Annotated in this window: 24 protein-coding genes; 13 read left to right on the top strand and 11 right to left on the bottom strand. The window is 72.1% G+C overall.

From position 1 onward, the window contains the following. Window positions 1-111: 111 nt before the first annotated feature. The 7 genes from ACWCSD_RS07390 to ACWCSD_RS07360 form a co-directional block, all read right to left on the bottom strand. Complete coding sequence (locus ACWCSD_RS07390) at window positions 112-1,422, bottom strand: CysS/YqeB C-terminal domain-containing protein (RefSeq protein ID WP_397161208.1); 1,311 nt, start codon at window positions 1,420-1,422, stop codon at window positions 112-114. A gap of 16 nt (window positions 1,423-1,438) precedes the next feature. Continuing rightward, window positions 1,439-3,283 (bottom strand): sigma factor-like helix-turn-helix DNA-binding protein, encoded by a 1,845-nt coding sequence (locus tag ACWCSD_RS07385; protein WP_352352886.1) that lies wholly within the window; start codon window positions 3,281-3,283, stop codon window positions 1,439-1,441. 48 nt (window positions 3,284-3,331) lie between these two features. Next, entirely contained in the window at window positions 3,332-5,092 is a 1,761-nt protein-coding gene (locus ACWCSD_RS07380) for a UvrD-helicase domain-containing protein (protein WP_449913542.1), read from the bottom strand. A gap of 66 nt (window positions 5,093-5,158) precedes the next feature. Beyond that, complete coding sequence (locus tag ACWCSD_RS07375) at window positions 5,159-7,309, bottom strand: hypothetical protein (protein ID WP_449913540.1); 2,151 nt, start codon at window positions 7,307-7,309, stop codon at window positions 5,159-5,161. Between the two features lie 226 nt (window positions 7,310-7,535). Then, complete coding sequence (locus tag ACWCSD_RS07370) at window positions 7,536-8,312, bottom strand: class I SAM-dependent methyltransferase (protein WP_352352883.1); 777 nt, start codon at window positions 8,310-8,312, stop codon at window positions 7,536-7,538. Between the two features lie 101 nt (window positions 8,313-8,413). Next, on the bottom strand, window positions 8,414-9,385 hold the full coding sequence (locus tag ACWCSD_RS07365; protein WP_358294394.1) for an ABC transporter substrate-binding protein: 972 nt from the start codon (window positions 9,383-9,385) through the stop codon (window positions 8,414-8,416). Between the two features lie 119 nt (window positions 9,386-9,504). Beyond that, window positions 9,505-9,735, bottom strand: a complete 231-nt coding sequence (locus ACWCSD_RS07360; RefSeq protein ID WP_352325366.1) for a putative acetyltransferase — start codon at window positions 9,733-9,735, stop codon at window positions 9,505-9,507. A gap of 105 nt (window positions 9,736-9,840) precedes the next feature. Here ACWCSD_RS07360 and fdxA point away from each other — a divergent pair, with 105 nt between their 5' ends. From fdxA to ACWCSD_RS07345, 3 genes are all read left to right on the top strand, one after another. Further along, window positions 9,841-10,167 (top strand): ferredoxin, encoded by a 327-nt coding sequence (gene fdxA, locus ACWCSD_RS07355; protein ID WP_106240826.1) that lies wholly within the window; start codon window positions 9,841-9,843, stop codon window positions 10,165-10,167. 94 nt (window positions 10,168-10,261) lie between these two features. Then, a complete protein-coding gene (gene dapC, locus ACWCSD_RS07350) occupies window positions 10,262-11,332 on the top strand; it encodes a succinyldiaminopimelate transaminase (RefSeq protein ID WP_397161201.1) in 1,071 nt (356 codons plus the stop codon). Window positions 11,333-11,409: 77 nt separating this feature from the next. After that, window positions 11,410-12,084 (top strand): DUF4178 domain-containing protein, encoded by a 675-nt coding sequence (locus tag ACWCSD_RS07345; protein ID WP_352352881.1) that lies wholly within the window; start codon window positions 11,410-11,412, stop codon window positions 12,082-12,084. A 22-nt stretch (window positions 12,085-12,106) separates the two neighbouring features. Here the strand turns inward: ACWCSD_RS07345 and ACWCSD_RS07340 are convergent, their stop codons facing one another. After that, on the bottom strand, window positions 12,107-12,964 hold the full coding sequence (locus tag ACWCSD_RS07340; protein WP_449913537.1) for a hypothetical protein: 858 nt from the start codon (window positions 12,962-12,964) through the stop codon (window positions 12,107-12,109). Here ACWCSD_RS07340 and ACWCSD_RS07335 point away from each other — a divergent pair. The 6 genes from ACWCSD_RS07335 to ACWCSD_RS07310 all read left to right on the top strand — a co-directional run bounded on the left by ACWCSD_RS07335 (window position 12,963) and on the right by ACWCSD_RS07310 (window position 17,706). Beyond that, on the top strand, window positions 12,963-13,781 hold the full coding sequence (locus ACWCSD_RS07335) for a 2,3,4,5-tetrahydropyridine-2,6-dicarboxylate N-succinyltransferase (RefSeq protein WP_352325370.1): 819 nt from the start codon (window positions 12,963-12,965) through the stop codon (window positions 13,779-13,781). The two genes, ACWCSD_RS07340 and ACWCSD_RS07335, sit on opposite strands and share 2 nt — an antisense overlap. After that, complete coding sequence (gene dapE / locus ACWCSD_RS07330) at window positions 13,781-14,836, top strand: succinyl-diaminopimelate desuccinylase (protein ID WP_449913535.1); 1,056 nt, start codon at window positions 13,781-13,783, stop codon at window positions 14,834-14,836. The genes ACWCSD_RS07335 and dapE overlap by 1 nt, the downstream gene beginning before the upstream one ends. A gap of 238 nt (window positions 14,837-15,074) precedes the next feature. Continuing rightward, the gene (locus ACWCSD_RS07325; protein ID WP_352352877.1) at window positions 15,075-15,875 is read left to right on the top strand and encodes an LOG family protein; all 801 of its coding nucleotides are present in this window, start codon (window positions 15,075-15,077) and stop codon (window positions 15,873-15,875) included. Between the two features lie 11 nt (window positions 15,876-15,886). Then, the gene (locus ACWCSD_RS07320) at window positions 15,887-16,471 is read left to right on the top strand and encodes a TIGR00730 family Rossman fold protein (protein WP_397161193.1); all 585 of its coding nucleotides are present in this window, start codon (window positions 15,887-15,889) and stop codon (window positions 16,469-16,471) included. 72 nt (window positions 16,472-16,543) lie between these two features. Next, entirely contained in the window at window positions 16,544-17,164 is a 621-nt protein-coding gene (locus ACWCSD_RS07315; protein WP_449913532.1) for a hypothetical protein, read from the top strand. After that, the gene (locus ACWCSD_RS07310; RefSeq protein WP_357974337.1) at window positions 17,161-17,706 is read left to right on the top strand and encodes a DNA-3-methyladenine glycosylase I; all 546 of its coding nucleotides are present in this window, start codon (window positions 17,161-17,163) and stop codon (window positions 17,704-17,706) included. The genes ACWCSD_RS07315 and ACWCSD_RS07310 overlap by 4 nt, the downstream gene beginning before the upstream one ends. A 21-nt stretch (window positions 17,707-17,727) precedes the next feature. Here ACWCSD_RS07310 and ACWCSD_RS07305 read toward each other — a convergent pair whose 3' ends face one another. After that, complete coding sequence (locus tag ACWCSD_RS07305) at window positions 17,728-18,489, bottom strand: enoyl-CoA hydratase-related protein (protein ID WP_358294613.1); 762 nt, start codon at window positions 18,487-18,489, stop codon at window positions 17,728-17,730. Between the two features lie 11 nt (window positions 18,490-18,500). Beyond that, complete coding sequence (locus ACWCSD_RS07300) at window positions 18,501-19,298, bottom strand: PaaX family transcriptional regulator (protein ID WP_387677288.1); 798 nt, start codon at window positions 19,296-19,298, stop codon at window positions 18,501-18,503. A 159-nt stretch (window positions 19,299-19,457) separates the two neighbouring features. On the opposite strand from ACWCSD_RS07300, the gene ACWCSD_RS07295 reads away from it, so the two are divergent. Both ACWCSD_RS07295 and ACWCSD_RS07290 read left to right on the top strand, forming a co-directional pair. After that, window positions 19,458-19,625 (top strand): DUF3117 domain-containing protein, encoded by a 168-nt coding sequence (locus ACWCSD_RS07295; RefSeq protein ID WP_020545024.1) that lies wholly within the window; start codon window positions 19,458-19,460, stop codon window positions 19,623-19,625. Between the two features lie 75 nt (window positions 19,626-19,700). Beyond that, window positions 19,701-21,116, top strand: a complete 1,416-nt coding sequence (locus ACWCSD_RS07290) for a leucyl aminopeptidase (protein ID WP_449913530.1) — start codon at window positions 19,701-19,703, stop codon at window positions 21,114-21,116. Window positions 21,117-21,131: 15 nt separating this feature from the next. Here ACWCSD_RS07290 and ACWCSD_RS07285 read toward each other — a convergent pair whose 3' ends face one another. Then, window positions 21,132-21,770, bottom strand: a complete 639-nt coding sequence (locus tag ACWCSD_RS07285; RefSeq protein WP_352325381.1) for an O-methyltransferase — start codon at window positions 21,768-21,770, stop codon at window positions 21,132-21,134. Window positions 21,771-21,931: 161 nt separating this feature from the next. On the opposite strand from ACWCSD_RS07285, the gene sigE reads away from it, so the two are divergent. Next, a complete protein-coding gene (sigE, locus tag ACWCSD_RS07280; RefSeq protein WP_352325382.1) occupies window positions 21,932-22,564 on the top strand; it encodes an RNA polymerase sigma factor SigE in 633 nt (210 codons plus the stop codon). Between the two features lies 1 nt (window position 22,565). Further along, window positions 22,566-23,090 (top strand): anti-sigma factor family protein, encoded by a 525-nt coding sequence (locus tag ACWCSD_RS07275; protein ID WP_352325383.1) that lies wholly within the window; start codon window positions 22,566-22,568, stop codon window positions 23,088-23,090. Window positions 23,091-23,107: the final 17 nt, after the last annotated feature.

Below are 23,107 nucleotides of genomic sequence, written 5' to 3'. Positions count from 1 at the left end.
AGGGTCTCACCGATACCTCCATCTTGCCGAACTGGAACAAGTCTGGCAGTACCGGCTCACTGCTCCAGCCGTTTCAGACGGCCGGAGCGGCCTCGCGCGGAGGGCTTGCGATCAGAGGGCCCAGCTCTGTCCCTCCGGGGTGTCGGTGACGCGAACCCCCAGGTCGGCCAGCTCGTCCCGGAGCCGGTCGGCCGCCGCCCAGTCGTTGGCCGCCACCGCCCGCTCCCGCTGCGCCAGCAGCTCGCCGGCCCCGGCGGGCGGCACCCGCGGCTTGCCGATCTCCGTGGACAGGTCGAGCGCCAGCACCTGGTCCAGGTGCAGGAACGTCTCGAACTTCGACCCGGGCGCCACCGACTCGTCCAGCTCCAGCTCCCGCAGGACGGCCAGCGCCGCCGGGGTGTCCAGGTCGTCGTCGAGGGCCGCCCCGACGCGCTCGGCGTACGACGCGGCCATGGGCGCGCTGGGCGACTCCGACCACTCGGCCACCCGCGCCCGCCACCGCCGCACCGTGCGGTCGGCGGCCCGCAGGACGTCCCAGGAGAGGTCGAGCCGCTCCCGGTAGCGGTGCCCGAGGAAGGCCAGGCGCGCCGCCAGCGGGTCGAGCCCGGCCGCCACCACGTCGGACAACAGCACCGCCTCGCCCGCGGACTCCGCCATCTCGCGCCCGTCGAACAGCGGGCGCTCGCCGTGCACCCAGTGGCGCACCACCTCGTGGCCGGTCGCCGCGTCCGACTGGGCGCGCTCGGCCTCGTGGTGCGGGAAGCACCGGGCGGCGTCGCCGACGTGCAGGTCGATCCGTTCGCCGAGGAAACGCAGCGACAGCGCCGAGCACGCCACGTGCGGGCCGGGCAGGCCCCGGCCCCAGGGCGCGTCCCGGCCCTGGTCGCCGTCGGCGGGCCGCCACAGGGCCCAGTCGGCGTGGAAACGCCGGTGCGGATCGGCGGCGACCGGGTCGGCGGGCTTGAGGTCGTCCAGGCCGGTGCCGGAGATCTCGCCGTACGCCGGGAACGTCCGTACGTCGAAGTACACCGAGCCGTCCGGCGCCGGGTAGGCGTGCCCGCGCTCGACGAGCCCGGCGATCAGCTCGATCATCAGGTCGACCGTCTCCCCGGCGCGCGGCGCGTGCTCCGGCGGCCGCAGGTTGAGCGCGGCCGCGTCGTCGACGAACGCGTCCTCGTGAGCGCGGACCGTCCCCCCGGCCTCACCGTCGGGACGCCCGAGGTCGGCGACGTGCCGGCAGGCCACGACCCGGGTACGCCGCCCCTCCAGGACCCTCCTGACCAGGTCGGACAGCACGTACGTGCGCAGGTCGCCCAGATGGACGCGGCGGTGCAGCGCCGGCCCGCACGTGTACACGCGCACCGCCCGCCCGCCCGAGATCTCCTCGACCTGCCTGGCCCGGGTGTCGTGGATCCGCAACATCACCCGAGCCTAGCCCTCAGCCGCCGAGGAAGCCGAGGATGTCCCGGTCCCCGCGCTCGCGCAGCCGGGCCAGCACCTCCTCGCGGGTGGCCGTGTCGGGCAGCCCGATGCGGGCCCCGATCAGCCGCAGCCCCTCCATCTCGGAGTGCACCGGTGCGGTGTAGCCGATGAGGTAGAGCGCCCGGTTCAGCGGCGGCATCGCCACGGCGGCCGCGGGCAGGTAGCGGGTCAGCAGCTCGCCGCCGTCGGAGACGGTCAGGAACACGTGGTCGCCCTCGCTCGCCTTGAAGTCGGCCAGCACGTTGCGGATCGACCCCATGGTCGGCTGGTTGTGCCAGCTGATCACCACGTCGCCAGATGGCGTCGAGGCGGTCAGCGACCCGCCGGGAGCCATGCCCAGGTAGGCGGCGAACCCGGTCGGCAGGGGCGAGCCCGACCCGCGCAGGTGCTCGGCGTTGACGTCCACGCGGTGCCACCACCGGCCGTCGCGGGAGCGGAAGCTGCGCCGCGTCTCCGAGACGTCCTTGCGCGGCTGGTACGGCTCCGACTCCCCGGTCGGCGACGTTCCGGCCACCCTGATCCAGCCCCGCTGCGTGCGCTCGAACCCGGGGCCGCCCGAGTAGGCGCGCACCGAGCTCTCGCTCACGTCGTAGCGGGAGGTCAGGTTCGTCACGATCGTGCTCACCGAGGCCTCGCCGCCGGCTCGCTCGATCTCCCTGGAGATCATCTCCCTGATGCCCAGGTACTCGTCGCCGCCCCACCTGGTCAGCCCGTACTTGTTCCGGTCCACCCGGCGGAAGCGCTCGTCGGCGGTGAGCTGGTTGCGGATGCCGACCAGGCTGTAGTCCTCGCCGATGCGTTCCTGGATCTCCTCGGGCGACAGCGGCGTGCCCGCCACCGCCAGCACCGCCTCGGCCTTCTCGTTGATGCTGCGCGGCCAGGGCACCACGTGCCGGCCGAGCACCCGAAGCTGCGGCACGGCGAGGATCCACCGCTCGGCGACGTCCTCGCGGACGCCGAGCTGGGCCACCATGGACACCGCCTCGTCGAGCGGCCGCGGCCCGTCGGTGAACAACTGCCGCGTCTTCTCCCGCAGCTCGTCGGCCCCGCCGGAGACCAGCCACCCGTCGGCCTGCTCGTAGCCGGTCAGCAGCGTGCGGACGAACCGCCACGCGGGGATGCCCAGCGTGCGCAGGTCGCCGCGGTGCCACGGCACGGCGGCCGCGAGGTCGTCGGCCGGGACCGCCGACCCCAGCCTGCCCCTCAGCCACGTCACGTGCGCCACCAGCCCCGCCGCCTCAGGCGAGCCCAGCCAGGCCTCCACGTGGTCGCGCAGGTCCCGCTCGATCTGCCTGATCCGCTCGCGGGTGACCGAGAAACGCTGCGCCAGCTCGTCGAGCGTGGCGCGCTGCGCCGCGTAGAGCCGGTCGCGGGCGATGGCGCGCTGCCGGTCGTCGAGCGCGGCGAACACCGCGTCGATCAGCTCGGGAAGGGGTTTGTCGGGCCGGGCCGGGACGGGCAGGGCGGCGGGCGCGGGTTCGAGCAGCCGCTCGAACACACCGGTGAACAGCTTCTGCACCACGTCCTTGCCCAGAGACTCCGGCGTGCGCTCGGCCTCGGCGGGGTCGGAGAAACGCAGCAGCGGCAGGATGTCGCCGAGCAGCAGGTGCCCCCAGCAGGCCACGGCCAGATCGGCCAGGTGGCCCGCCACGGTCTGCGTCCCGACGATCGCGCACGCGCGGTCGAGGGGGATCGCCTGCCACCAGGCCTCGGGCAGCTGGGGCTCCTCCACGATCGGCGCGATCTGACCAGGGGAGGTCCAGCGCAGGGGTGGCGCGAGGTCGCTCAGGCTGAGGTTCATTGAGGTCCAACCGGCAAAGGGAAGATATCCGCAGTTCAGACTATGTGATCAGGGGGACAGAAATGGGCTCCCCCTTCCGGAATGCGAGATATAGAGCATCGTTCGGGCCCGTGTGCAGGCGACGAACAGTATGCTCCGCTCGCGTTGCAGCGCCCGAGCCCGCGCGGCCGGCTCCGCGGGCAGCGGCCCGGGCACCACGCCCTCCGCCACGCCGACGAGCGCCACCCGTTCGAACTCCAGGCCCTTCAGATGCTGGAAGGTCGCCACGCGCACGTCCAGCCCGTCCAGCGCCTCCCGGGCGGCCCGGACCAGCGTGGGGGTGCGCGCCCCGACGGCGATCTCGCCCTCCGGCACGCCGTCCGCCAGCCAGCCGCCGACCGTGGCCCGCAGCCCGGCCAGTTCGGACTCGGGTGTGTCGTACGCCCGGACCACCGGCCGCCGGCCGTTGTGCGTGGCGCGGTAGCCGAACAGCTCGGCCACGCCCTTGACCAGGCCGTTCGCCGGGCCGCCGCCGCGCAGCCGGACCACGTAGGACAGGATCTCCTGCGGCAGCCGGTAGGAGATCCGCAGGTCGTGCTGGACGGCCGGGATGCCCACCGCGCCGAGCGCCACCCGCGTGTCGGTCACCCGCTGGTGCGGGTCGCCCACCACGAACAGGTCGTCGTGCGCGTGCGGCGCCGCCGCCCGCAGCAGCCGCCACTGCGCCGGGCTGATGTCCTGCGCCTCGTCCACCACGATGTGCCGGTACGGCTTGCGCCCCGGCTCCACGTCGTCCAGCAGGTCGCCGGTCGTGATCGACAGCAGCCTGATCGCCTCGTCGGTGAGCTGGGCCAGCGACCGGGCCCCCGGGCCGACCAGGGCGGGACGGCGTCCCTCCGCGTCGGCGACGATCCGCACGGCCAGGCGCTCGGCGTTGTCGACCTCGACGCGCTTGCGCACGGTCTCGTCGTCGATCAGCACGTCCAGCCGGCCGGCCAGCTCCTCGGCCAGGCTCTGTGAGAACGTCACCAGCAGCACCGGGCCGCTGCCCCGCGTCGCCAGGTGGGCCGCCCGGTGCAGGGCGATGATCGTCTTGCCGGTGCCCGCGCCGCCCACCACCAGCACCGGCTGCTCGTACCGTCCGGCCCTGGCCAGCCGGTGCTGCGTCGGGTGCAGGAACGTGCACCAGTCCGGGGCCCCGAGCACCCGGTCGAGCTCCACCTTGTCGGCGGCGAACACCGCGCGGTCCGGGCTGCGCAGCAGCGCCGCGTGCAGGTCGTCGGGGTCGATCGCGCCCGTCTCCTCGTCGCGGGCGCGCCAGTTGTCCAGCTCCCGCCACGCCTCCGACAGCGTGCCGCCCCTGGCCAGGACGGCCAGCGGCGCGTACTGGGTGGGCGGCAGCAGCGGTTCGAGCGCGGCCACGTCGGCCTCGGTGGAGATCAGCCGGACCAGGGGCAGCGCGTGCACGTCGATGCCGAGCGCGAGCAGGTCGCCGTCGCAGATCTGCTCGAACAGCCGCGAGGGGCGGGCCGACCTGCGTAAGGCGGGCTCGACCCGGTCCAGAGTCTCGGCGTCCCACTCCTCGACGACGCCGATCACGGGGTTGACGCCGTACCGGTGACGCTGGGCGTACGACCACGCCTCCGGATCGGGCCGCACGGCGAGCAGCCAGTAGACGTCGCGCTGCCGGACCACCACGCCGCGATGCCCGTCGGCCAGGCGCAGCGTGGCGACCTTGGCGTCCCGGCAGCCCCGCACCCGCTCGGGGTGCGGGGCTCCGGACACGTTCAGCAGGAACCGGCGCAGCGCGACCACGGCGTCCCTGCGCACCGGCTGAGCCAGTGCGCCGAGCTCCCCTGGAAAGTCAGGGCCGATCGCGAGCCGCGGCACGGGCGGTCAGTCCAAGAGGGCGAGCAGGTCGCGGTCGCCGCGTTCGCGGAGCCTGGTGAGCAGGTCGGGCAGCCCGACGGGGCCGGTGAGCCCGATCCTCGTCGCGATCACTCTGGCCGCCTGGTCCCGGGTGCCGCCCGGCGCCGTGTAGCCGACCAGGCGCAGCGCCTTGGTGATGCTCTCGGCGTTCTGGGCGGCGACCGGCAGGTGACGGGCGCGCAGGACGCCCTCGTCCGACAGCGTGAGGAACAGGTGTCCGCCCTCCTTGGCGCCGACGTCCACGAGCAGGCGCTCGATGGACTCCAGCACCGGCCTGCCGTGCCAGGTCATGGTCAGCTCGCCCGCCGCGCTCCTGACCGCCCGGCTCTCGCCGGGGGACAGGCCCAGGTAGGCCGCGAAGCCCGTCGGGAGGGCGCACTCGCCGCCGGCCAGCTGCTCGGCGGTCACGTCGATCCGCAGCCACCAGCGGCCGTCCGGCTGCCGGAAGCAGCGCCTGGTCTGGGAGACGTCCTTGAGCGGCTGGTACGGCTTGTTCTGCTCCGCCCCGCCGTTGCCCTCCGCGGGCGGCGGCGGGACCGGCGTGAACGCCTGGAACTGCGGCGGACCGGGCGGACCGGCCGGACTGGCCGGAGGCGGCGGCGGTGGCATGGGCGGTGGCGGCAGGGGAGGCGGCGGCTGCATCGCGGCGAACGCCGAGTGCGGCTGCTGGAACTCCACCGGCTGCTGGAACTCCGCCGGCTGGTTCGGCTGCGCGGGCAGCGTGGCCAGCACGAACTGCCAGGCCGGCACCTCCAGCGCGCGGATCTCCCTGGCGTGCCAGTCGGCCGCGCCGATCAGCTGCTCCTTGGGCGCGGCCGGGCCCAGCGTCCTGCGCAGCTCGTCCAGGTGGGCGCGGTACGGCGCGGCCTCCTCGCTGGCCAGCCACTGGTCGAGACGGACGCGCAGCTCCCGCTCGGTGGCGGAGATGTCGGCCGGGGGGACGGCGAACAGCTTGGCCAGCTGGTCGACCGCCGAGGGCTCGTCGGTGAAGACGCGGTTCTGCGCCACGGCCCAGCTCTTGTCGTCGAGCCCGGCGAACGCGGCCTCGATCAGCTCGGACAACTCCTCGCCGCCCTCGGCGGACGCGGCGTGCTCGGCGTCCGCCCCGTCGGGTTCGGCGTGCCCGGCGTCGGCCTCAGGCTCGGCGTGCCTGGCGTCGGCCTCAGGCTCGCGGTGCTCAGCCTCGGCCTCGCGGTGCTCGGCGTGCCTGGCGTCCGCCTCGGGCTCGGCGTGCTCGGCGTCGGCCTCGGAGTGCTCGAAGTCGGCCTCGCGCTCGGGCTCGGCCTCGCGCTCGGGCTCGGCCTCGCGCTCAGGCTCGGTGTCGTGCTCGGGCTGCTCGGCGTGCGCCTCGGGCTCGGCGTGATCGGTGGATGCCTCGGGCTTTGCTGCCTCGGACTGTGCGGCCTCGGCCCGCTCCTCCTCCCGCCCCTCAAGGACCTCAGGGACGTCGGCGGAGCTGTCGAGGTCGGCGGGTTCGCGCCGTTCAGCCTCTTCGTCGTGATCGTCCGTGGAGAAAGGCTCCGGCTCGCCGCCGACCCCCTCCGCCTCCAGGGCGGACGCCTCCGCGGCGGCGGGCTCGGGCGCGGGCTCCTCGGCGGCGTCCAGCACGGGCTCGGCCTCGGGCCGCGGCACCTCCTCGACGACCGGCTCGGAGTCGGCGTCGAGCACCCGCTCGACATCACGGCCGGCCGCCTCCCCGACGGCCTCCGCAGCGGCCCCGCCCTCAGGGAACGCGGGCTCGTGGTCGAGCTCCGCCGCCACGACGGCGTCCGCCGGGGCCGCGAGAGCCGCCGGCACGTGCGCCTCGGCCTGCCGCCCACCCGCGTACGGATGCGCCAGCCGGACGAGCACCGCCCCGAACAACGTGTTGAGCACCGGCCGGGCCTGGATGAACGGCTGGTCCACCAGCTCCCGCCCGGTCAGCGAGAGCAGCCCCGTCCACGACCCGGCGCGGTCGAGCGCGATGGCGACGGCGGGTTCGTCGGCCTCGTCCGGGTCCAGGACGTGCAGAGCCGGCAGGACGTCGCCAATGGCGGCGGCCGGCCAGTGCTCCAGCGCGATCTCGGTCAGCAGCTCGCCCAGTGACTCCGGGCCGATGGCTGCGAGCACCAGCGGCATGGGCAGGCTTCGCCACCACGCGTCCGGCAGATCCGGCTGCCCGGTCAGTAGCGTGATCGTCGACGCGTCGCTCCACCTCAACGGTGGAACGAGGTCGCTCAGGCAGAAGTTCATCCCGTTCCGTTCACCAGCCCCTCACGCCGCCGGAGCGGCGCAGCCAACATCTCGCCGCCCACGGAACAGACCATAGTCCGGCAAAACAGCCCTACGCATCATGCACTACGCATCAGCGCCGAACAGCGGCAAAGCGTAGACGCACGTAGTCGGCCATCCAGCCCGTCTCCCTCCGGAGGGCGGGCGCGGCCAGCTCGTTGACCCGTCCGAGCAGGGGGTCCACGATCTCCGGCGGCAGTCCTTCGAGCACGGACGAGGCGAACATGCGCACCCAGTCGGCGGCCCCGCCGGGGCACTCGTCGAGCGGCGTCGGCCGGTCGAAGTACTCCAGCAGCCGGACCACGAAGCCCTCCTGCTCCAGCCGGCGCGCGTACTCGGCGGGAGTGGGGAAGTACCACGGCAGATCGGGCTCGCGCAGGCCGTACTCGCGCCAGGCGGTCAGCATCGCGGCGGTCAGCTCCGCGCAGTTGCCCGCGCCGCCCATCTCCGCGACGAACCGGCCGCCCGGCTTCAGCGCCTCGCGGACGTTGGCGATCACGGTGGCGGGGTCGCGGCTCATCCAGTGGAGTGCCGCGTTGGAGAAGACGGCGTCGTACGGGTCCACCACGGTGAAGTCGTGGCCGTCGCCGATGATGAAGTCGATCCCCGGGTACTGGGCCAGCGCCTTCTCGATCATCGCGGCGGAACCGTCGATGCCCAGGACGTCCGCGCCCCTGAAGGCGATCTGCGCGGTCAGCACCCCGGTGCCGCACCCGAGGTCGAGCACGCGCTCCCCGGGCTGCGGGTCGAGGAGGTCGACCAGCGGCGCGCCCTGGGTGGAGACGTACCCGAAACTGCTGTCGTAGGCGCGACTGTTCCACCGCTCCAAGCTCGGTGCGTCGTATCGCAAGACGATCAGCTCACATTCGTCAGACATCGGGCCCCCGTGGCCGTGCTGTCCGTTCACTTTAGAGCCTGATCGTCTCTACGACATATCAAGTCACAACGGACTCATCCCACGCTCTTGCTCCATTCCCGCTTGAGGTACGCCTTCGCCGCGTCCGTCTGCGGGATCGTCATGAGCACGGGCGGGCCGGCGGCCTTGGGCAGCCGGGCGGCCTGCTCGGTGTCGAGCTTGCCCTTCATGAGCATGGCCTCGCCGCGCGCCGGACGGGCGTAGCCCTTCTGCAGCAGGTTCTGGCCCTCGTCGGAGAACAGGAACTCCTGCCACAGCCGGGCGGCGGCCGGGTGCGGGGCGGTCTTGCTGATCGCCTGGACGTGGTACCCGCCGAACGGCGCGTCGCGCGGGATCGTCACCTCCCAGGAGTCGGCGTGGTCGGCGCTGCGGGCCGCGTTGAGGTGGTCCCAGTCGATGATCACGTTCGCCTTGGCCGGCTCGACGAGCTGCCCGGCCTGCTTGAGCTTGGCGAACAGGTCCACCCCCTGCCTGGCGTCCGGTTTGGCGCCGGCCTTCATGGACGCGGCCATCACGCCGCCGAACGCCGCCGCCGAGCGCAGCGGGTCGCCGTCGAGCGCGACGCGGTAGCCGGGCTTGAGCAGGTCGGCGAAGGAGGCCGGGGCCTTGACCTCGCGCGGGTCGTAGCCGATCGACATGTAGCCGCCGTACGCGCCGTACCAGGCCCCCTTGGGGTCCTTGACGAAGTCGGGCAGGTCCTGCCAGCCCGTCACCTTGTACGGCGCGAACTTGTCGGCCCCGTAGACGGCCATGTCCAGGGTGAGATCGAACACGTCCGGCTTGAGCTGGTCGGCGGCGTCGAGCTCACGCTTGCTGCTGGCGCCCGGCTCCAGCTCGTTGACCTTGATGTCGTACTTGTCGGCGAAGGTGTCGATGATCTCGCCGTAGTTCACCCAGTCGTGCGGCAGGCCGATCACGGTGAGCTGGCCCTCGCGCTTGGCGGCCTCGGCCAGGCGCTCCATCGTGCCGAAGCCCTGCTTCAGCGACGCGGCCCGGACGTTGAGCACCGGAAGGTCCTTGGACCCCTCGGACGTGGACGGCGATGTGGACGCGCCGCATCCGGCGCTGGCGAGAACGGCTGCTACGGCGGCGCAGATACGTACGGTCACACAATGAATACTTACCGTTACTTCGCCCGAGGTCGAGGAGGCGCGACCGGAACGACCTTGGCCGCGACCAGCGATTCCTCGTCGATCTCCACCAAGGTGCCGTCCCGCTTGCGAACGCGCAACACGCCGTCCGTCCAGGATTCGAGCACGCCGACGGCGTCCCGAAAGCCCTCTGGGACGCGCCTTCGAGTGGTGATCCGTGCGCCTATGTCCTGAGTTGTGATCGCGACGACGAGGCGTGCGGCCATGAGTTTGCCACCCTCCGTTTCGGCCAGCTGGCAAGCACGGCAATACTAGGGCGTAGCAAACCGCGGTCAGAGTCATGCCATGGTGCGGAGAAAAAGGAGCTCGAGGTGACCTACGTCATCGCGCAGCCTTGCGTGGACGTCCTGGACAAGGCGTGCATCGAGGAGTGCCCCGTCGATTGCATCTACGAGGGCGAGCGCATGCTTTACATCCACCCCGACGAGTGCGTGGACTGCGGCGCGTGCGAGCCTGTGTGCCCCGTCGAGGCCATCTTCTACGAGGACGACCTTCCCGAGCAGTGGAAGGACTTCTACAAGGCGAACGTGGACTTCTTCGAGGACCTCGGCTCGCCCGGAGGCGCCTCGAAGGTGGGCAAGATCGAGAAGGACCACCCGGTGGTGGCCGCGCTGCCGCCGCAGGGCGAGGACCACTAGCGAGTCGCGTGCGCCGGGGCCGTCCACGTCGGGCGGCCCCCGCGCGCCCGCGTCCGCCGCAGGCGTGTACGGCCCCGAACGACCCTGGAGAACCGTGAACAAGCTGCCCGACTTCCCCTGGGACCGGCTCGAACCGTACAAGGAACGCGCCCTGGCGCACCCCGACGGCATCGTCGACCTCTCGGTCGGCACCCCCGTCGACCCGGTGCCCGAGGCCGTCCAGCAGGCGCTGCGCGATTCGGCGGACAGCCCCGGCTATCCGCTGACCCACGGCACGAAGGCGCTGCGCGAGGCCGCCGCCGGCTGGCTGCGGCGCCGCCACGGCGTTACCGTCGACCAGCAGGACGTCCTGCCGCTGATCGGCTCCAAGGAGTTCGTCGCCTGGCTGCCCACCTACCTCGGCGCCCGGCGGGTGGTCTTCCCCGAGCTGGCCTACCCCACCTACGACGTGGGCGCCCGGCTCGCCGGCGCGACCGCCACCGCCTCCGACAGCACGCTGTCGGTCGGCCCCGAGCACGTCGACCTGCTCTGGATCAACTCCCCGGGCAACCCGACCGGGCGCGTGCTGCCCGCCGAGCACCTGCGCAAGGTGGTCTCCTGGGCGCGCGAGCGCGGCACGGTCGTGGCCTCCGACGAGTGCTACATCGAGCTCGGCTGGGAAGAGCAGCCGGTCTCCATCCTCCATCCCGACGTCTGCGGGGGCTCCCACGAGGGGCTGCTCGCCGTCCACTCGCTCTCCAAGCGCTCCAACCTGGCCGGCTACCGGGCCGGGTTCGTGACGGGCGATCCCGTCCTGGTCAAGCGGCTGCTGGAGACGCGCAAGCACGCCGGCATGCTCATGCCGAAGCCGGTCCAGGACGCGATGACGGTCGCGCTCGGCGACGACGCGCACGCCGAACGCCAGCGCGAGCTGTACTCCGCGCGGCGCGCCGTGCTGCGTCCCGCGCTGGAGCGGGCGGGGTGGACGATCGACCATTCGACCGCCGGTCTGTACCTATGGGCGTCGAATGGGCAGAACGCGTGGGATCAAGTGAGTAAGCTGTCCGAAATCGGGATTTTGGTCGCGCCGGGAGACTTCTACGGATCGGCTGGTGGACGGCACATCCGCGTCGCGATGACCGCCACCGACGAACGCATCAGTGCGGCCGTGCGCCGCCTCCAGTAGGATCGCCCGTCGTAACGCACGGACAAATTGAAAAAAGGCGTCTGCCGAGACAGACCGCGAGTGGAGCGAGCTGACGGATGAGCATGACCTCCATGGTCGTACTCGGGCTGAGCATCGCCACCGTCCTGTTGTTGCTGGGGGCGTTCCTGGCCACCATGCGGCAGGACAGGAGGGGCCGGTCGAGCGCGCCGCCGCCACCGGCCGAGGTCGCTCCGGTCGAGGCCCCGCTGCCGGCGCCGGTCGAGGCCCCCGGGCATGCCGGCACCGACTACGCCGACCCTCGCACGATCCAGGTCGCCGACCGGATCGAGGTGCACGGCTCCCCCTACCGGGTGCTCGGCGCGATGCACGTCTCCTGGCAGGGCCGGCAGTGGATCGAATACCTGCTGCGCGACGTCGCCCGCCGCCGCCTGTGGCTCTCGGTCGAGGTGCGCGAGGGCAAGGCCGCGGGCGAGGCGTCCCATCTTGAGGTGCTGCTGTGGACCGAGGTGCCGACGCAGGGCATGGTCCCGGCCAAGAGCATGCTGATCATGGAGGGCGTGGAGTTCTTCCCGATCCAGCGCGGCACGGCGGCCTTCAGGAGCGAGGGCGAGACCGGCAACCCCGAACGCGGCCTGCTCGACTTCGCCGACTACCACGCCTCCGACGGCCGTCTGCTCTCCTTCGACCGCATCCAGGGCCATGCCTGGAGCGCCAGCTACGCCCAGCCGCTGCCGCCGGGCTCGATCACCATCGTCACCCGCGCCACCTGACGGCCACCGCGGACGCGGGCGGTCAGGACAGCTCGACCTCGCCGTCGCCGGCCTGGCCGCCCTTCTTCCAGCCGTCCGCCTCGACGTCGTTGACCCAGGTCGCGCCGCTGTAGCCGACGCGCCGCAGCTGGTACTTCTCCGCGTACGCCACCGACCAGGACGCCACCAGCCAGCCCCGCTTCTTCGTCGTGATCGCCGGATCGCCGAGCGCCCTGGCCAGCTGCTTGCGCGCCTCGGCGGTCCTGGCCCGCGGCGCGGGCGTCTGCTTGGGCGGCGGATACCAGCAGTGGACGGACTTGGGCACCCGGCCGGTGAAGGCGGCGGCCAGGATCTTGGCGTCCTGCTCGTGCTGCGCGTACGCGTAGCCGCCCGCCGACCGCTGCACCTCCTGGGCCGCCTCGGCCAGCGGCAGCTTGCGGTAGTTCTTGACCTTCACCAGGGCGGCGAAGAACTTGTTGCTGGCGTAGACCGGGTCCATCAGCTGCTTCTTGCGCCCCCAGCCCTGCGACTCGCGCTGCTGGAACACGCCCACCGAGTCGCGGTCGCCCCAGGAGAGGTTGCGCAGCTTCGACTCCTGCAACGCGGTGCCGTACGCGATGACGACGGCCCGCTCGGGCAGGCGGCGGCGGGCCGCGACCGCGGCGATGGTCGCGGAGACCTGCGCCTGCTCCGGATCGAGGGTCAGGACGCCCTCGGGGGTGCGCACCATGCAGTAGGCCTCCGGGAGGACCAGCGGCGTCGCTCGCTTGAGCAGGAGGTAGAGCCCCACGGAGACGCCGACGGCGAGCACCACGACGATGATCGCGATGGTGATGACTCCACGGGAGAAGCGCAGGCGCACCCTGAAGAACCTACCCGGCCGGATAAGCTCCGTGGCCATGAGTCACGTGATGTCCCCGGTGGTGGACGAGCTGTGGGAACGACGCGCGGAGCTGTCCCCGGCCGACGTGGAGGCCCGCATCCAGGTCGTCGGCGCCGTCGACCTGCTGGACAAGGGTGAGGCGAGGGTCGCCCGCCTGGTCGGCGGCGAGGTCGTGGTGGACGAGCGGGCCAAGCGCGCGATCCTGCTCGCCTTCCGGCTGCTGGGCATGGCACGTTCCCAGGTGGGCGACTTCCAGCACCACGACAGGGTGCCGCTCAAGACCTCCTTCGAGGGGGTGCGGGTGGTGCCGGGCGCCATCGCGCGCTGGGGCTCGTACTTGGCGCCGGGGGTGGTGCTGATGCCGTCGTTCACGAACATCGGCGCGTACGTGGACTCGGGCACCATGGTCGACACGTGGGCCACGGTGGGCTCATGCGCCCAGATCGGAAAGAACGTGCACCTGTCCGGCGGAGTGGGCATCGGCGGCGTCCTGGAGCCGCCGGGCGCGGTGCCGGTCGTCGTGGAGGACGACGCGTTCATCGGCAGCCGCTCGATGATCGTCGAGGGTGCGCGGGTGGGCCGGGGCGCGGTGATCGGGGCGGGCACGATCCTGTCCGGCACGATCCCCGTGATCGACGTCCAGACGGGCGAGGAGCTGGCCAGGGGCAGGGTGCCCGACTGGTGCGTGGCGGTCGGCGGCACGCGGCAGAAGGAGTTCCCCGGCGGCACGTTCGGGCTGCCGTGCGTGCTGGTGATCAAGCGTCTGGAGCCGGAACAGCGGCACGACAAGGCGGCACTCAACGAGGTGCTGCGCGAACATGGAGTGAACACCTGATGCTGGACCTGACACAGGACGTACGCGCGCTGACCGCCGCGATCGTGGACATCGAGTCGGTGAGCGGCGACGAGAAGGCCCTGGCCGACGCGGTCGAGCGGGCGCTGTCCGCGCTGCCGCACCTGAAGGTCGACCGCTCCGGCGAGACGATCGTGGCCCGCACCGAGCTCGGCCGGGCCGAGCGGGTGCTGATCGCGGGCCACCTCGACACGGTCCCGGTCGCGGCCAACCTGCCCAGCCGGGTGGAGGGCGACCTGCTCTACGGCTGCGGCACCTCCGACATGAAGGCGGGCGTGGCGGTCGCGCTGAAGCTGGCGGCCACCGTCCCGGCCCCCAACCGCGACGTGACGTACGTCTTCTACGACTGCGAGGAGATCGAGGCCGAGCGCAACGGCCTGACCAGGGTCGCCAGGGACCACCCCGAGTGGCTGGCGGCCGACTTCGCGGTGCTGATGGAGCCGACCGACGGCGTGATCGAGGGCGGCTGCCAGGGCACCCTGCGCGCCGACGTCACCGTGACCGGCAAGCGGGCCCACAGCGCGAGGTCGTGGTTCGGGGTCAACGCCGTCCACGGCATCGAGCCGGTGCTGGCCAGGCTCAACGCCTACGAGGCGCGGCTGCCGGTGGTCGACGGGCTGGAGTACCACGAAGGGCTCAACGCGGTCGCGGTGCGCGGCGGCGTGGCCGGCAACGTCATCCCCGACGAGTGCGTGGTCAGCGTCAACTACCGGTTCGCCCCCGACCTGACGGTCGAGCAGGCCGAGCAGCACGTGCGCGAGGTGTTCGAGGGCTACGAGGTGAGCTTCCTCGACGCGGCGCCCGGGGCGAGGCCCGGCCTGACGCATCCCGTGGCCGCCGCCTTCGCCGCCGCGGTCGGCGGCACCCCGCGCGCCAAGCTGGGCTGGACGGACGTCTCCCGCTTCTCCGCGCTCGGCGTCCCGGCCGTGAACTACGGCCCCGGCGACCCCAACCTGGCGCACCAGCAGGGCGAGTACGTGTCGCTGCCGAAGATCACGGAGAGCGAGCGGGCCCTGCTCAACTGGCTGACAAAATGAAAGTGGCTTTCCTCGCCGGCCATTTGGCGGGGAAAGCCACTTTCAGTCCCGAGCAGCACCCTCGGCAGTTAGACGCAGGGGGGTCGAAATTCGGTTCCCTGCTTTTCCCAAGATTTTTTCGGCGCCTTCATCTGGCCTTCGACCTGGGCGTTCATCCTCGAAGTGTCCGCTTCGGCGGGCGCGGCCGGGGTCGGGAACGGCGCCGCGGGCCGGTACGGAGAGGACTAGCGTGACCACCATGGAACAGAAGCAACGAGCCGAACGCCGTCAGGGGCAGGCGGTCGTGCGCGGGAGTCTCGTCCCCAGCTCCACCCACGACCAGCGGCTGCTCGACCGGCAGGGGCCGTCCGACTGGGTGCACATGGACCCGTGGCGGGTGCTGCGCATCCAGGCCGAGTTCGTGGAGGGGTTCGGCCAGCTCGCCGAGCTGCCCGCGGCGATCACGGTCTTCGGCTCGGCCCGCACCCCCGAGGGCACCCCCGAATACCAGATGGGCCGGCGGCTCGGCCGGGCGCTGGCCGAGTCCGGCTACGCGGTGATCACGGGCGGCGGCCCCGGCGTCATGGAGGCGGCCAACCGGGGCGCCTCCGAGGTCGAGGGCGCGGTCTCGGTCGGGCTCGGCATCGAGCTGCCGTTCGAGCAGCGCATGAACGACTACGTCGACCTCGGCATCGAGTTCCGCTACTTCTTCGTGCGCAAGACGATGTTCGTCAAGTACTCGCGCGGCTTCATCGCCCTTCCCGGCGGCTTCGGCACGCTCGACGAGCTCTTCGAGGCGCTGACGCTGGTCCAGACCCACAAGGTCACCTCGTTCCCGGTCGTGCTGATGGGCTCGGAGTTCTGGGGCGGCCTGCTCGACTGGATCAAGAACACCCTGCTCGGCACCGGCAAGATCGCCGCCCAGGACCTCGACCTGATCTCCGTCACCGACGACCCCGACGAGGCCGTGCGGATCATCGCCGACTCCGACCGGGCCCGCTCCCGCCAGCGGGAGGAGGAGCTGGAGGCCGCCGCCGCCCAGACCGCGGAGCCCCAATAGGCTGTCGGCCCGTGAACATCTGCGTCTTCTGCGCCTCCAGCCTCCGCATCGACAGGAAGTACGTCGACCTGGCCGAAGAGGTGGGCGCCGAGCTCGCCAGGCGTGGTCACACGCTGGTGAGCGGCGGCGCCACGGTCTCGTGCATGGGCGCGGTCACCTCCGCCGCCCGCGCCGCCGGCGGGTTCACGGTCGGCGTGATCCCGCAGGTGCTGGTGGACATCGAGGTGGCCGACACCGACTCCGACGAGCTGATCGTCACCGACGGCATGCGCGAGCGCAAGGCCGTCATGGACGCCCGCTCCGACGCCTTCCTCGTGCTGCCCGGCGGCATCGGCACCCTGGAGGAGCTGTTCGAGATCTGGACGGCGCGGGTGCTCGGCATCCACGACCGCCCGCTGGTGATCCTCGACCCGTGGGGCCTGTACCAGCCGCTGCGGCAGCTCGTCTCCGGCATGCACGCCGAGGGCTTCACCCGGGCCGACGTCTTCGACGCGATCTCCTGGACGACCACGGTCGAGGAGGCGTTCGCCCATCTCGAAGCGCGTCCGCAGCCGGTCCGTCCGAGCGTCGCCGAGCTGGGTGAGGCCACCGGCTGAGCAGTCTGCCCCGATTGCCCGCACTTGTGGTAGATCGCTGAACGTGCTCGTCCATATGAGTACGATGCCAATGTGCTGGTCATACTCGCCATCGCCGCGATCGCCATCCTGGCCTGCGTGGTCCTGGTCTCCCTCGGCAGAGGCGGGGAGCTGACCGAGTTCCCGCCGGACGTCCCGCCGCTCGACCTGCCCGAGGCCGGACAGCTCACGGCGGTCGACTTCATGGCGCTGCAACTGCCGGTCAACCTGGTCGGCTACCACACGCAGAGCGTCGACGAGACCCTGCGCCGGGCCGCCCAGGCCATCAGCGCCCGCGACACCAGGATCGCCGTCCTGGAGCAGCGGGTGTCGGAGCTGCTGTCCAGCCGGCTGCACGCGCGCCAGGAGATCTACGCCACGCCCGGGGCCGGGCTGCGCACCGACCACGAGCCCGAGGCGCCCGCCGCGCCCAGGGAGCTGCCGGAGTCCGGCGACCCGGTCACGTCGAGCGGCGCGACGGTGGAGTGGGCGGGCGAGCCGGAGCTGCGCGACCCGTCGGAGGAGCCGGACTGGCGCCTCCCGGAGCAGGCCGAGCCCAAGACCGACGACCCCGAGAACGACGAGCCCGAGCAGGACGAGCTCGAGAAGGACGACGACGACTCCGTGCGCACGACTCCGGGCAAAGAGGACAAGGACAAGGACGAGCGCCCGTGACCGAACTCATCCGGTGCACCTGGCCGGGCATGGGCGACCCGCTGTACATCACCTACCACGACGAGGAGTGGGGCCGCCCGGTCAAGGGCGACGACGAGGTCTTCGAACGCGTGGCACTGGAGGCGTTCCAGTCGGGCCTGTCGTGGCTGACGATCCTGCGCAAGCGGGAGAACTTCCGCGCCGCCTTCGACGGCTTCTCGACCGTCAAGGTGGCCGCCTACACCGAGCGCGACGTCGAACGGCTGCTCGGCGACGCCGGGATCGTCCGCAACCGGGCCAAGATCGAGGCCGTCATCGGCAACGCCAGGGCCGCGCTCGACCTGCCCGAGGGCCTGTCGGAGCTGGTGTGGCGGTTCGCCGACCCCGACGCGCCGGTGCCCCGGACGATGGCCGACGTGCCCGCCATCACCCCCGGCTCCAAGGCCCTGGCCAAGGAGCTGCGCAAGCACGGCTTCAGGTTCGTCGGCCCGACCACCGCGTACGCGCTGATGCAGGCGATCGGGCTGGTCAACGACCACATCGAGGGCTGCCTGGCCCGCTGAGCGGCCCTGAGCACCGGCCGATCAGCGGCCTCTGAACACCGGCCGCTCCTTGGCAAGGAAGGCGCGGGTGGCGTCCTGGTGGTCGTCGGTGGCCACGCACGCGTCCTGCAGGTCGGCCTCCAGCGCGAGCGAGTCGGCCAGCGAGTGCGTGGCGGAGTGGGCCAGCGCGCGCTTGGTGGCGGCGTAGGCCGTGGTCGGCCCGGCGGCCAGGCGTACGGCCAGCTCGTGAGCGGTCTTCGGCAGGTCGTCGGCGGGCACCACCCGCGTGACCAGCCCCAGGTCGAGCGCGGCGGAGGCGTCGAGCGGCTCGCCGAGCAGCAGCAGCTCGGTCGCGCGGCCCCGGCCGACCAGGCGCTGCAACGTCCAGGACGCGCCGGAGTCGGGGGCCAGCCCGATGCCCGCGAACGCCAGCGCGAACTTGGCCTTGTCGGAGGCGACGCGCAGGTCGCAGGCGAAGGCCAGGGCCGCGCCCGCGCCCGCCGCGACGCCGTTGACCGCCGCCACGACCGGCTTGGGCATGGTGGCGATCAGCTCGACGATCGGGTTGTAGTGCTCGCGCACGGTGTCGGCCAGCCCGCGGCCCGCGGCCAGGTTGGCGGCGTGCTCGCGCAGGTCCTGGCCCGCGCAGAAGGCCCGGCCGGAGCCGGTGAGCAGCACCGCCCTGACCTCGGGGTCGGCCGCCGCCCTGCCGACCGCCGCCAGCAGCGCGGCCTTGACCTCGGCCGTGAGCGAGTTCATCGACTCCGGCCGGTCGAGGGTGACGGTGGCGACGGCGTCGGCCATGTCGTAACGGATCACATGAGCTCCCTGTCGACGAACGCGGCGGCTGCGGGCAGCAGCCTGGTGGCCTCCTGCTCGAAGAACGTGCGGGCCTTCTCGCCCGGCCAGCCCGCGGGCAGCAGCTCGGCCGGCAGCCCGGGGTCGCGGAACAGGAAGTTGCGCCAACCGTGCACCAGTCTGCTCCTGGTGGCGAACACCCGGTCGGGCGGGGCGTCCTCGGGCAGGGTGCTGATCAGCGTGACAGCTTCGGCGTGCCAGTGCTCGTACGCCTCGCCGATGGCCGCCAGGTCCCAGGCCCGCGCCACCAGCTCGCGCGGGTCGCCCTCCAGCGCCGCGTCGAACCGGTCGGCGCGCACGCCCTCGCCGTCCAGCAGGTTGTCCAGCTCGATGGAGGAGCGCGGCCCGATCCACGTCGTCTCCGACAGGCAGGCGTAGCCGAGGAAGGTCAGGTCGGCCCTGATCCGTTCCCGGCGCTGGCGCTCCCTGACCGGCTCGATGACGATCACGTGCCAGCGGCCGTGCCAGGCGAGTGTCCCTGATCGGTAAATTCTCAGCGCTGCCTCATCCAGGCGCCTGACACATTTCGGCGTGAGCCCGTAGCCGGCTCCCTGGGGCAGCCGCAGCGGACGCAACCAGCCCTGCCGGACCATCCGCGAGACCGCCGTGCGGACGGCCGGAGCGGCGATTTCCAGGGGGTTCATGAGCCGTACGAGCGCGGCCACGGTCGCCTGCCCACCGCGCGAACGCAGGTGGTCTCCGTACAGGTCGAAGAGAGCGGCGCGAGCGTGCACGAAGTCCAGTTTGGACGCCATCGCCTGGCTCGACAACGCATTCTGGGAGGAGATCGTTACCCATGAGGGCTCTCGATGCGGGAGAATAGGACATCACAGAAGACGTGAATGCGCCGACCACCCCCTCGGGCGGTCGGAAATCGCGGGCCGCGGGAGCCCAAGGCAGGAAGGGATGCACGCATGGCGGCGATGAAGCCGCGGACCGGCGATGGTCCGCTCGAGGTCACCAAGGAAGGGCGCGGCATAGTCATGCGGGTCCCTCTCGAAGGTGGCGGCCGGCTCGTCGTGGAGATCTCCGCCGACGAGGCAAAGGCGCTCGGCGAGGCGTTGAAGAACGTCGTCGGCTGAGCGCTCCCGAGACAACCTGATCCTCCGACCCTGGCGTAAGTCCGGCGCCAGGGTCGCTGACGTTTGGAGGGTTCCGTGCCCATCGAGACCACCGTCTCCGCGGTCGCCGAGGTTCCTGAGGGCGCCGAGCTGCTGGCCGTGCCCTACGCCGCCGACCTGCGTCCCGCTGTCGAGCCGTACGTCGAGCTGCACCTTCCGGTCGCCGACCTGCTGGCCCACTACGAGGCCAAGGGCGAGGCGGGCGAGATCGTCGAGGTCCCGGTGGCGCGGGCGGGTGGAATCGGGCGCGTGCTCCTGTATGGAGTCGGCGACGGCTCGCCGCGGGCGTTGCGCAGAGCCGGCGCGGCGCTGGCGCGCAAGGTCAAGGGCCGCGACACGCTGACCGTGGTGCCGCCCGAGGGCGACGTCGCGGCGTTCGCCGAGGCCGCGCTGCTGGCCGGATACACCTTCAAGATCGGCAAAGAGGGCCGGAAGGGCGTGCGGGCGATCGAGTTCGCCGGCGCCGACGCGGAGCCGCTGCGCCGGGCCGAGGTCGTGGCGGAGGCCGTCGCGCTGGCCCGCGACCTGGCCAACATGCCCTCCTCGGTCAAGCATCCCGCCTGGCTCGCCGAGCGCGCCGCCGAGCAGGGCCTGCCGGTGCGGGTGTGGGACGAGGAGCAGCTCCAGGCCGAGGGGTTCGGCGGCATCCTGGCCGTCGGGCGCGGCTCGGTCCGGCCGCCCCGGCTGATCCAGCTCTCCTACGTCCCCGAGCAGCCGGCCGAGCGGCACGTCGTGCTGGTGGGCAAGGGCATCACGTTCGACTCGGGCGGTCTGTCGCTCAAGCCGACCGAGAACATGAAGACCCAGAAGACCGACATGGCGGGCGGCGCGGTGGTGATCGCCGTGCTGGCCGCGCTGGCCCGGCTGGGCGCCCCCGTACGCGTGACGGGCCTGATCGCCGCCGCCGAGAACATGCCGTCCGGCACCGCCCAGCGTCCCAGCGACGTCATCAGGCACTACGGCGGCCGCACGGTCGAGGTGCTGAACACCGACGCCGAGGGCCGGCTCGTGCTGGCCGACGCGCTGGCCTACGCCGACGCCGAGCTCGACCCCGACGCGGTCGTGGACATCGCCACCCTCACCGGGGCCATCTCCGTGGCGCTCGGCCGCAACGTCGGCGCCGTCTACGCCTCCGACGAAGACCTGGCCGCCCAGCTGCTGGCCGCCGGTCAGGCCAGCGACGACCGGCTCTGGCGCATGCCGCTGATCGACGACTACGCCCCGGCCCTGGAGTCGTCGATCGCCGACCTGGCCAACGTCGAGAGCGGCTCCCGCTACGGCGCCGGGTCCATCACGGCGGCGCTGTTCCTGCGGGAGTTCGCGGGCAAGCGCCCGTGGGCGCACCTCGACATCGCCGGGGTCGGCCGCAGCACGGTCGACGAGGGCACCCTGACCAAGGGCGCGACCGGGTTCGGCGTGCGCGTGCTGCTGGAGTGGCTGACCCGGGGCTGACCCGGGCGGCTCGGGCTAGTCGGCGATCTTCACGGCGGCCAGCAGGCCGTCGCCCAGGGGCATGAGCACCGACCGCAGCCGGTCGTCGCCCTGCACCAGCTTGCCCAGCTCGCGCAGCGAGACCGTGTCGGGGTCGCGCTGCGTGGGGTCGGCCACCCGGTCGTGCCACAGGGCGTTGTCGAAGGCCACCACGCCGCCGACGCGCAGCAGGCGCACCGCCTCGGCCAGGTAGTCGACGTACTCCTGCTTGGCGCCGTCGGCGAAGACCATGTCGTAGCCGCCGTCGGAGAGCCGGGGCAGCACGTCGAGCGCCCGGCCTGAGATCAGCCGCACCCGCCCGCCGGAGAAGCCCGCCTCCGCGAACGCCTGCCGGGCCAGCCGCTGGTGCTCGGGCTCGACGTCGACGCTGGTCAGCGTGCCGTCGCCGCGCATGCCGCGCAGCAGCCACAACCCCGAGACGCCGCAGCCGGTGCCGATCTCGACGACCGACTTGGCGTTGACGACGGTGGCCAGGAAGCAGAGCGCCGCCCCGCCCCCGGGAAGGATGGGCACCGCACCCATCTCCAGCCCGCGCTGACGCGCCGCGTGCAGGATCTCATCCTCGTGATGGAACTGCTCCGCATAGGCCAGAGTGGCCTCCACCGGACTGGTCATCGGCCTCCTCCCCCCACTTTCGTGCGATTGGTCACCGATCGCAGCCTAGGGGAGTCACGCCTGCACGGGAACTCAGGACGGTCCGAAGGCGTTGCAGGTTTAAACGGGCTTTGCCGGTCCGGAAGGCAGGCAGTGCGCACGAAGGGACGAAACCAGGCACTATGACGGTAGCGGTGGTCCCAGAGAGAGGAGTGCTGGTGGACGAAAGCGACCACCAGGCGGATACTCCCGTGTCGTCTGATTGGACGCCTCCCACATGGGAGGAAGTGGTGCGGACTCACTCCGCACGCGTGTACCGGCTGGCGTACCGGCTTACCGGCAATGTCCACGATGCCGAAGACCTCACGCAGGAGGTCTTCGTCAGGGTCTTCAGGTCGCTGTCGAGCTACACCCCCGGCACGTTCGAGGGCTGGCTGCACCGGATCACGACGAACCTGTTCCTCGACATGGCGCGGCGCAAGCAGCGCATCCGGTTCGAGGGGCTGGCCGACGACGCCGCCGAGCGGCTGCGCGGCCGTGAGCCGTCGCCGGCGCAGGCGTTCGACGACGCCCACCTGGAGCCCGATATCCAAGCCGCCCTCGACGCGCTCGCCCCCGAGTTCCGGGCCGCGATCGTGCTGTGTGACATCGAGGGCCTGTCCTACGAGGAGATCGCGGCCACGCTCGGCGTCAAGCTGGGTACGGTCCGAAGCCGTATTCACCGTGGCCGGGCGCAGTTGCGGGAGGCGCTCGACCATCGAGCCCCCCGTACTACCCAACTCCCCCCGACCGTGATCAGTGGGGAGGAAGTCTGATATGGCTCATCTAGGAGAACGCGTTTCGGCGCTCGTCGACGGAGAGCTGAACCACACCGAGCGCGATCGCGCGCTCGCCCACCTGACCTTCTGTGCTGACTGCCGGCGGGAGGTCGAGTCGATGCGGGCGCTGAAGTCGCGCCTGCGCTCGCTCGACGGCCCGGCGATGCCGGCCGATCTGACCATGTCGCTGCTGCGCATGGCGGAGCCGGGCGGGCCGCTGCCGCCGAGGGAGCGCCCTTTTCCTACCCGTACGTTCGGGGGGGTGCCCATTCCTGGGCCCCACAGCATCGCGCCCCTGGACAACCGCCCGCGCCGGGACGCCACCGCTGGGGCCTCGGGCCCTGGGCGGGGCGGTAGGCGACGCGGGGCCTACGTCGCGGTGGGCGTGGTGTCCGCCGCCGTCGCACTCGGCACCTTCTTCGCGGTCTCGGGCACAGGGCCCCAGACCTCGCCGCCGCCGGTCGAGCTCTGGCGGGTCCAGCACTCACCGGCCACCAGCGCGCCGCCCACCGCCACGCCTTGAACCGGGGGCTCGCCTGG

The sequence above is a fragment of the Nonomuraea sp. NPDC001684 genome, from assembly GCF_053596515.1.
This window is presented reverse-complemented; position numbering and strand designations above follow the sequence as displayed.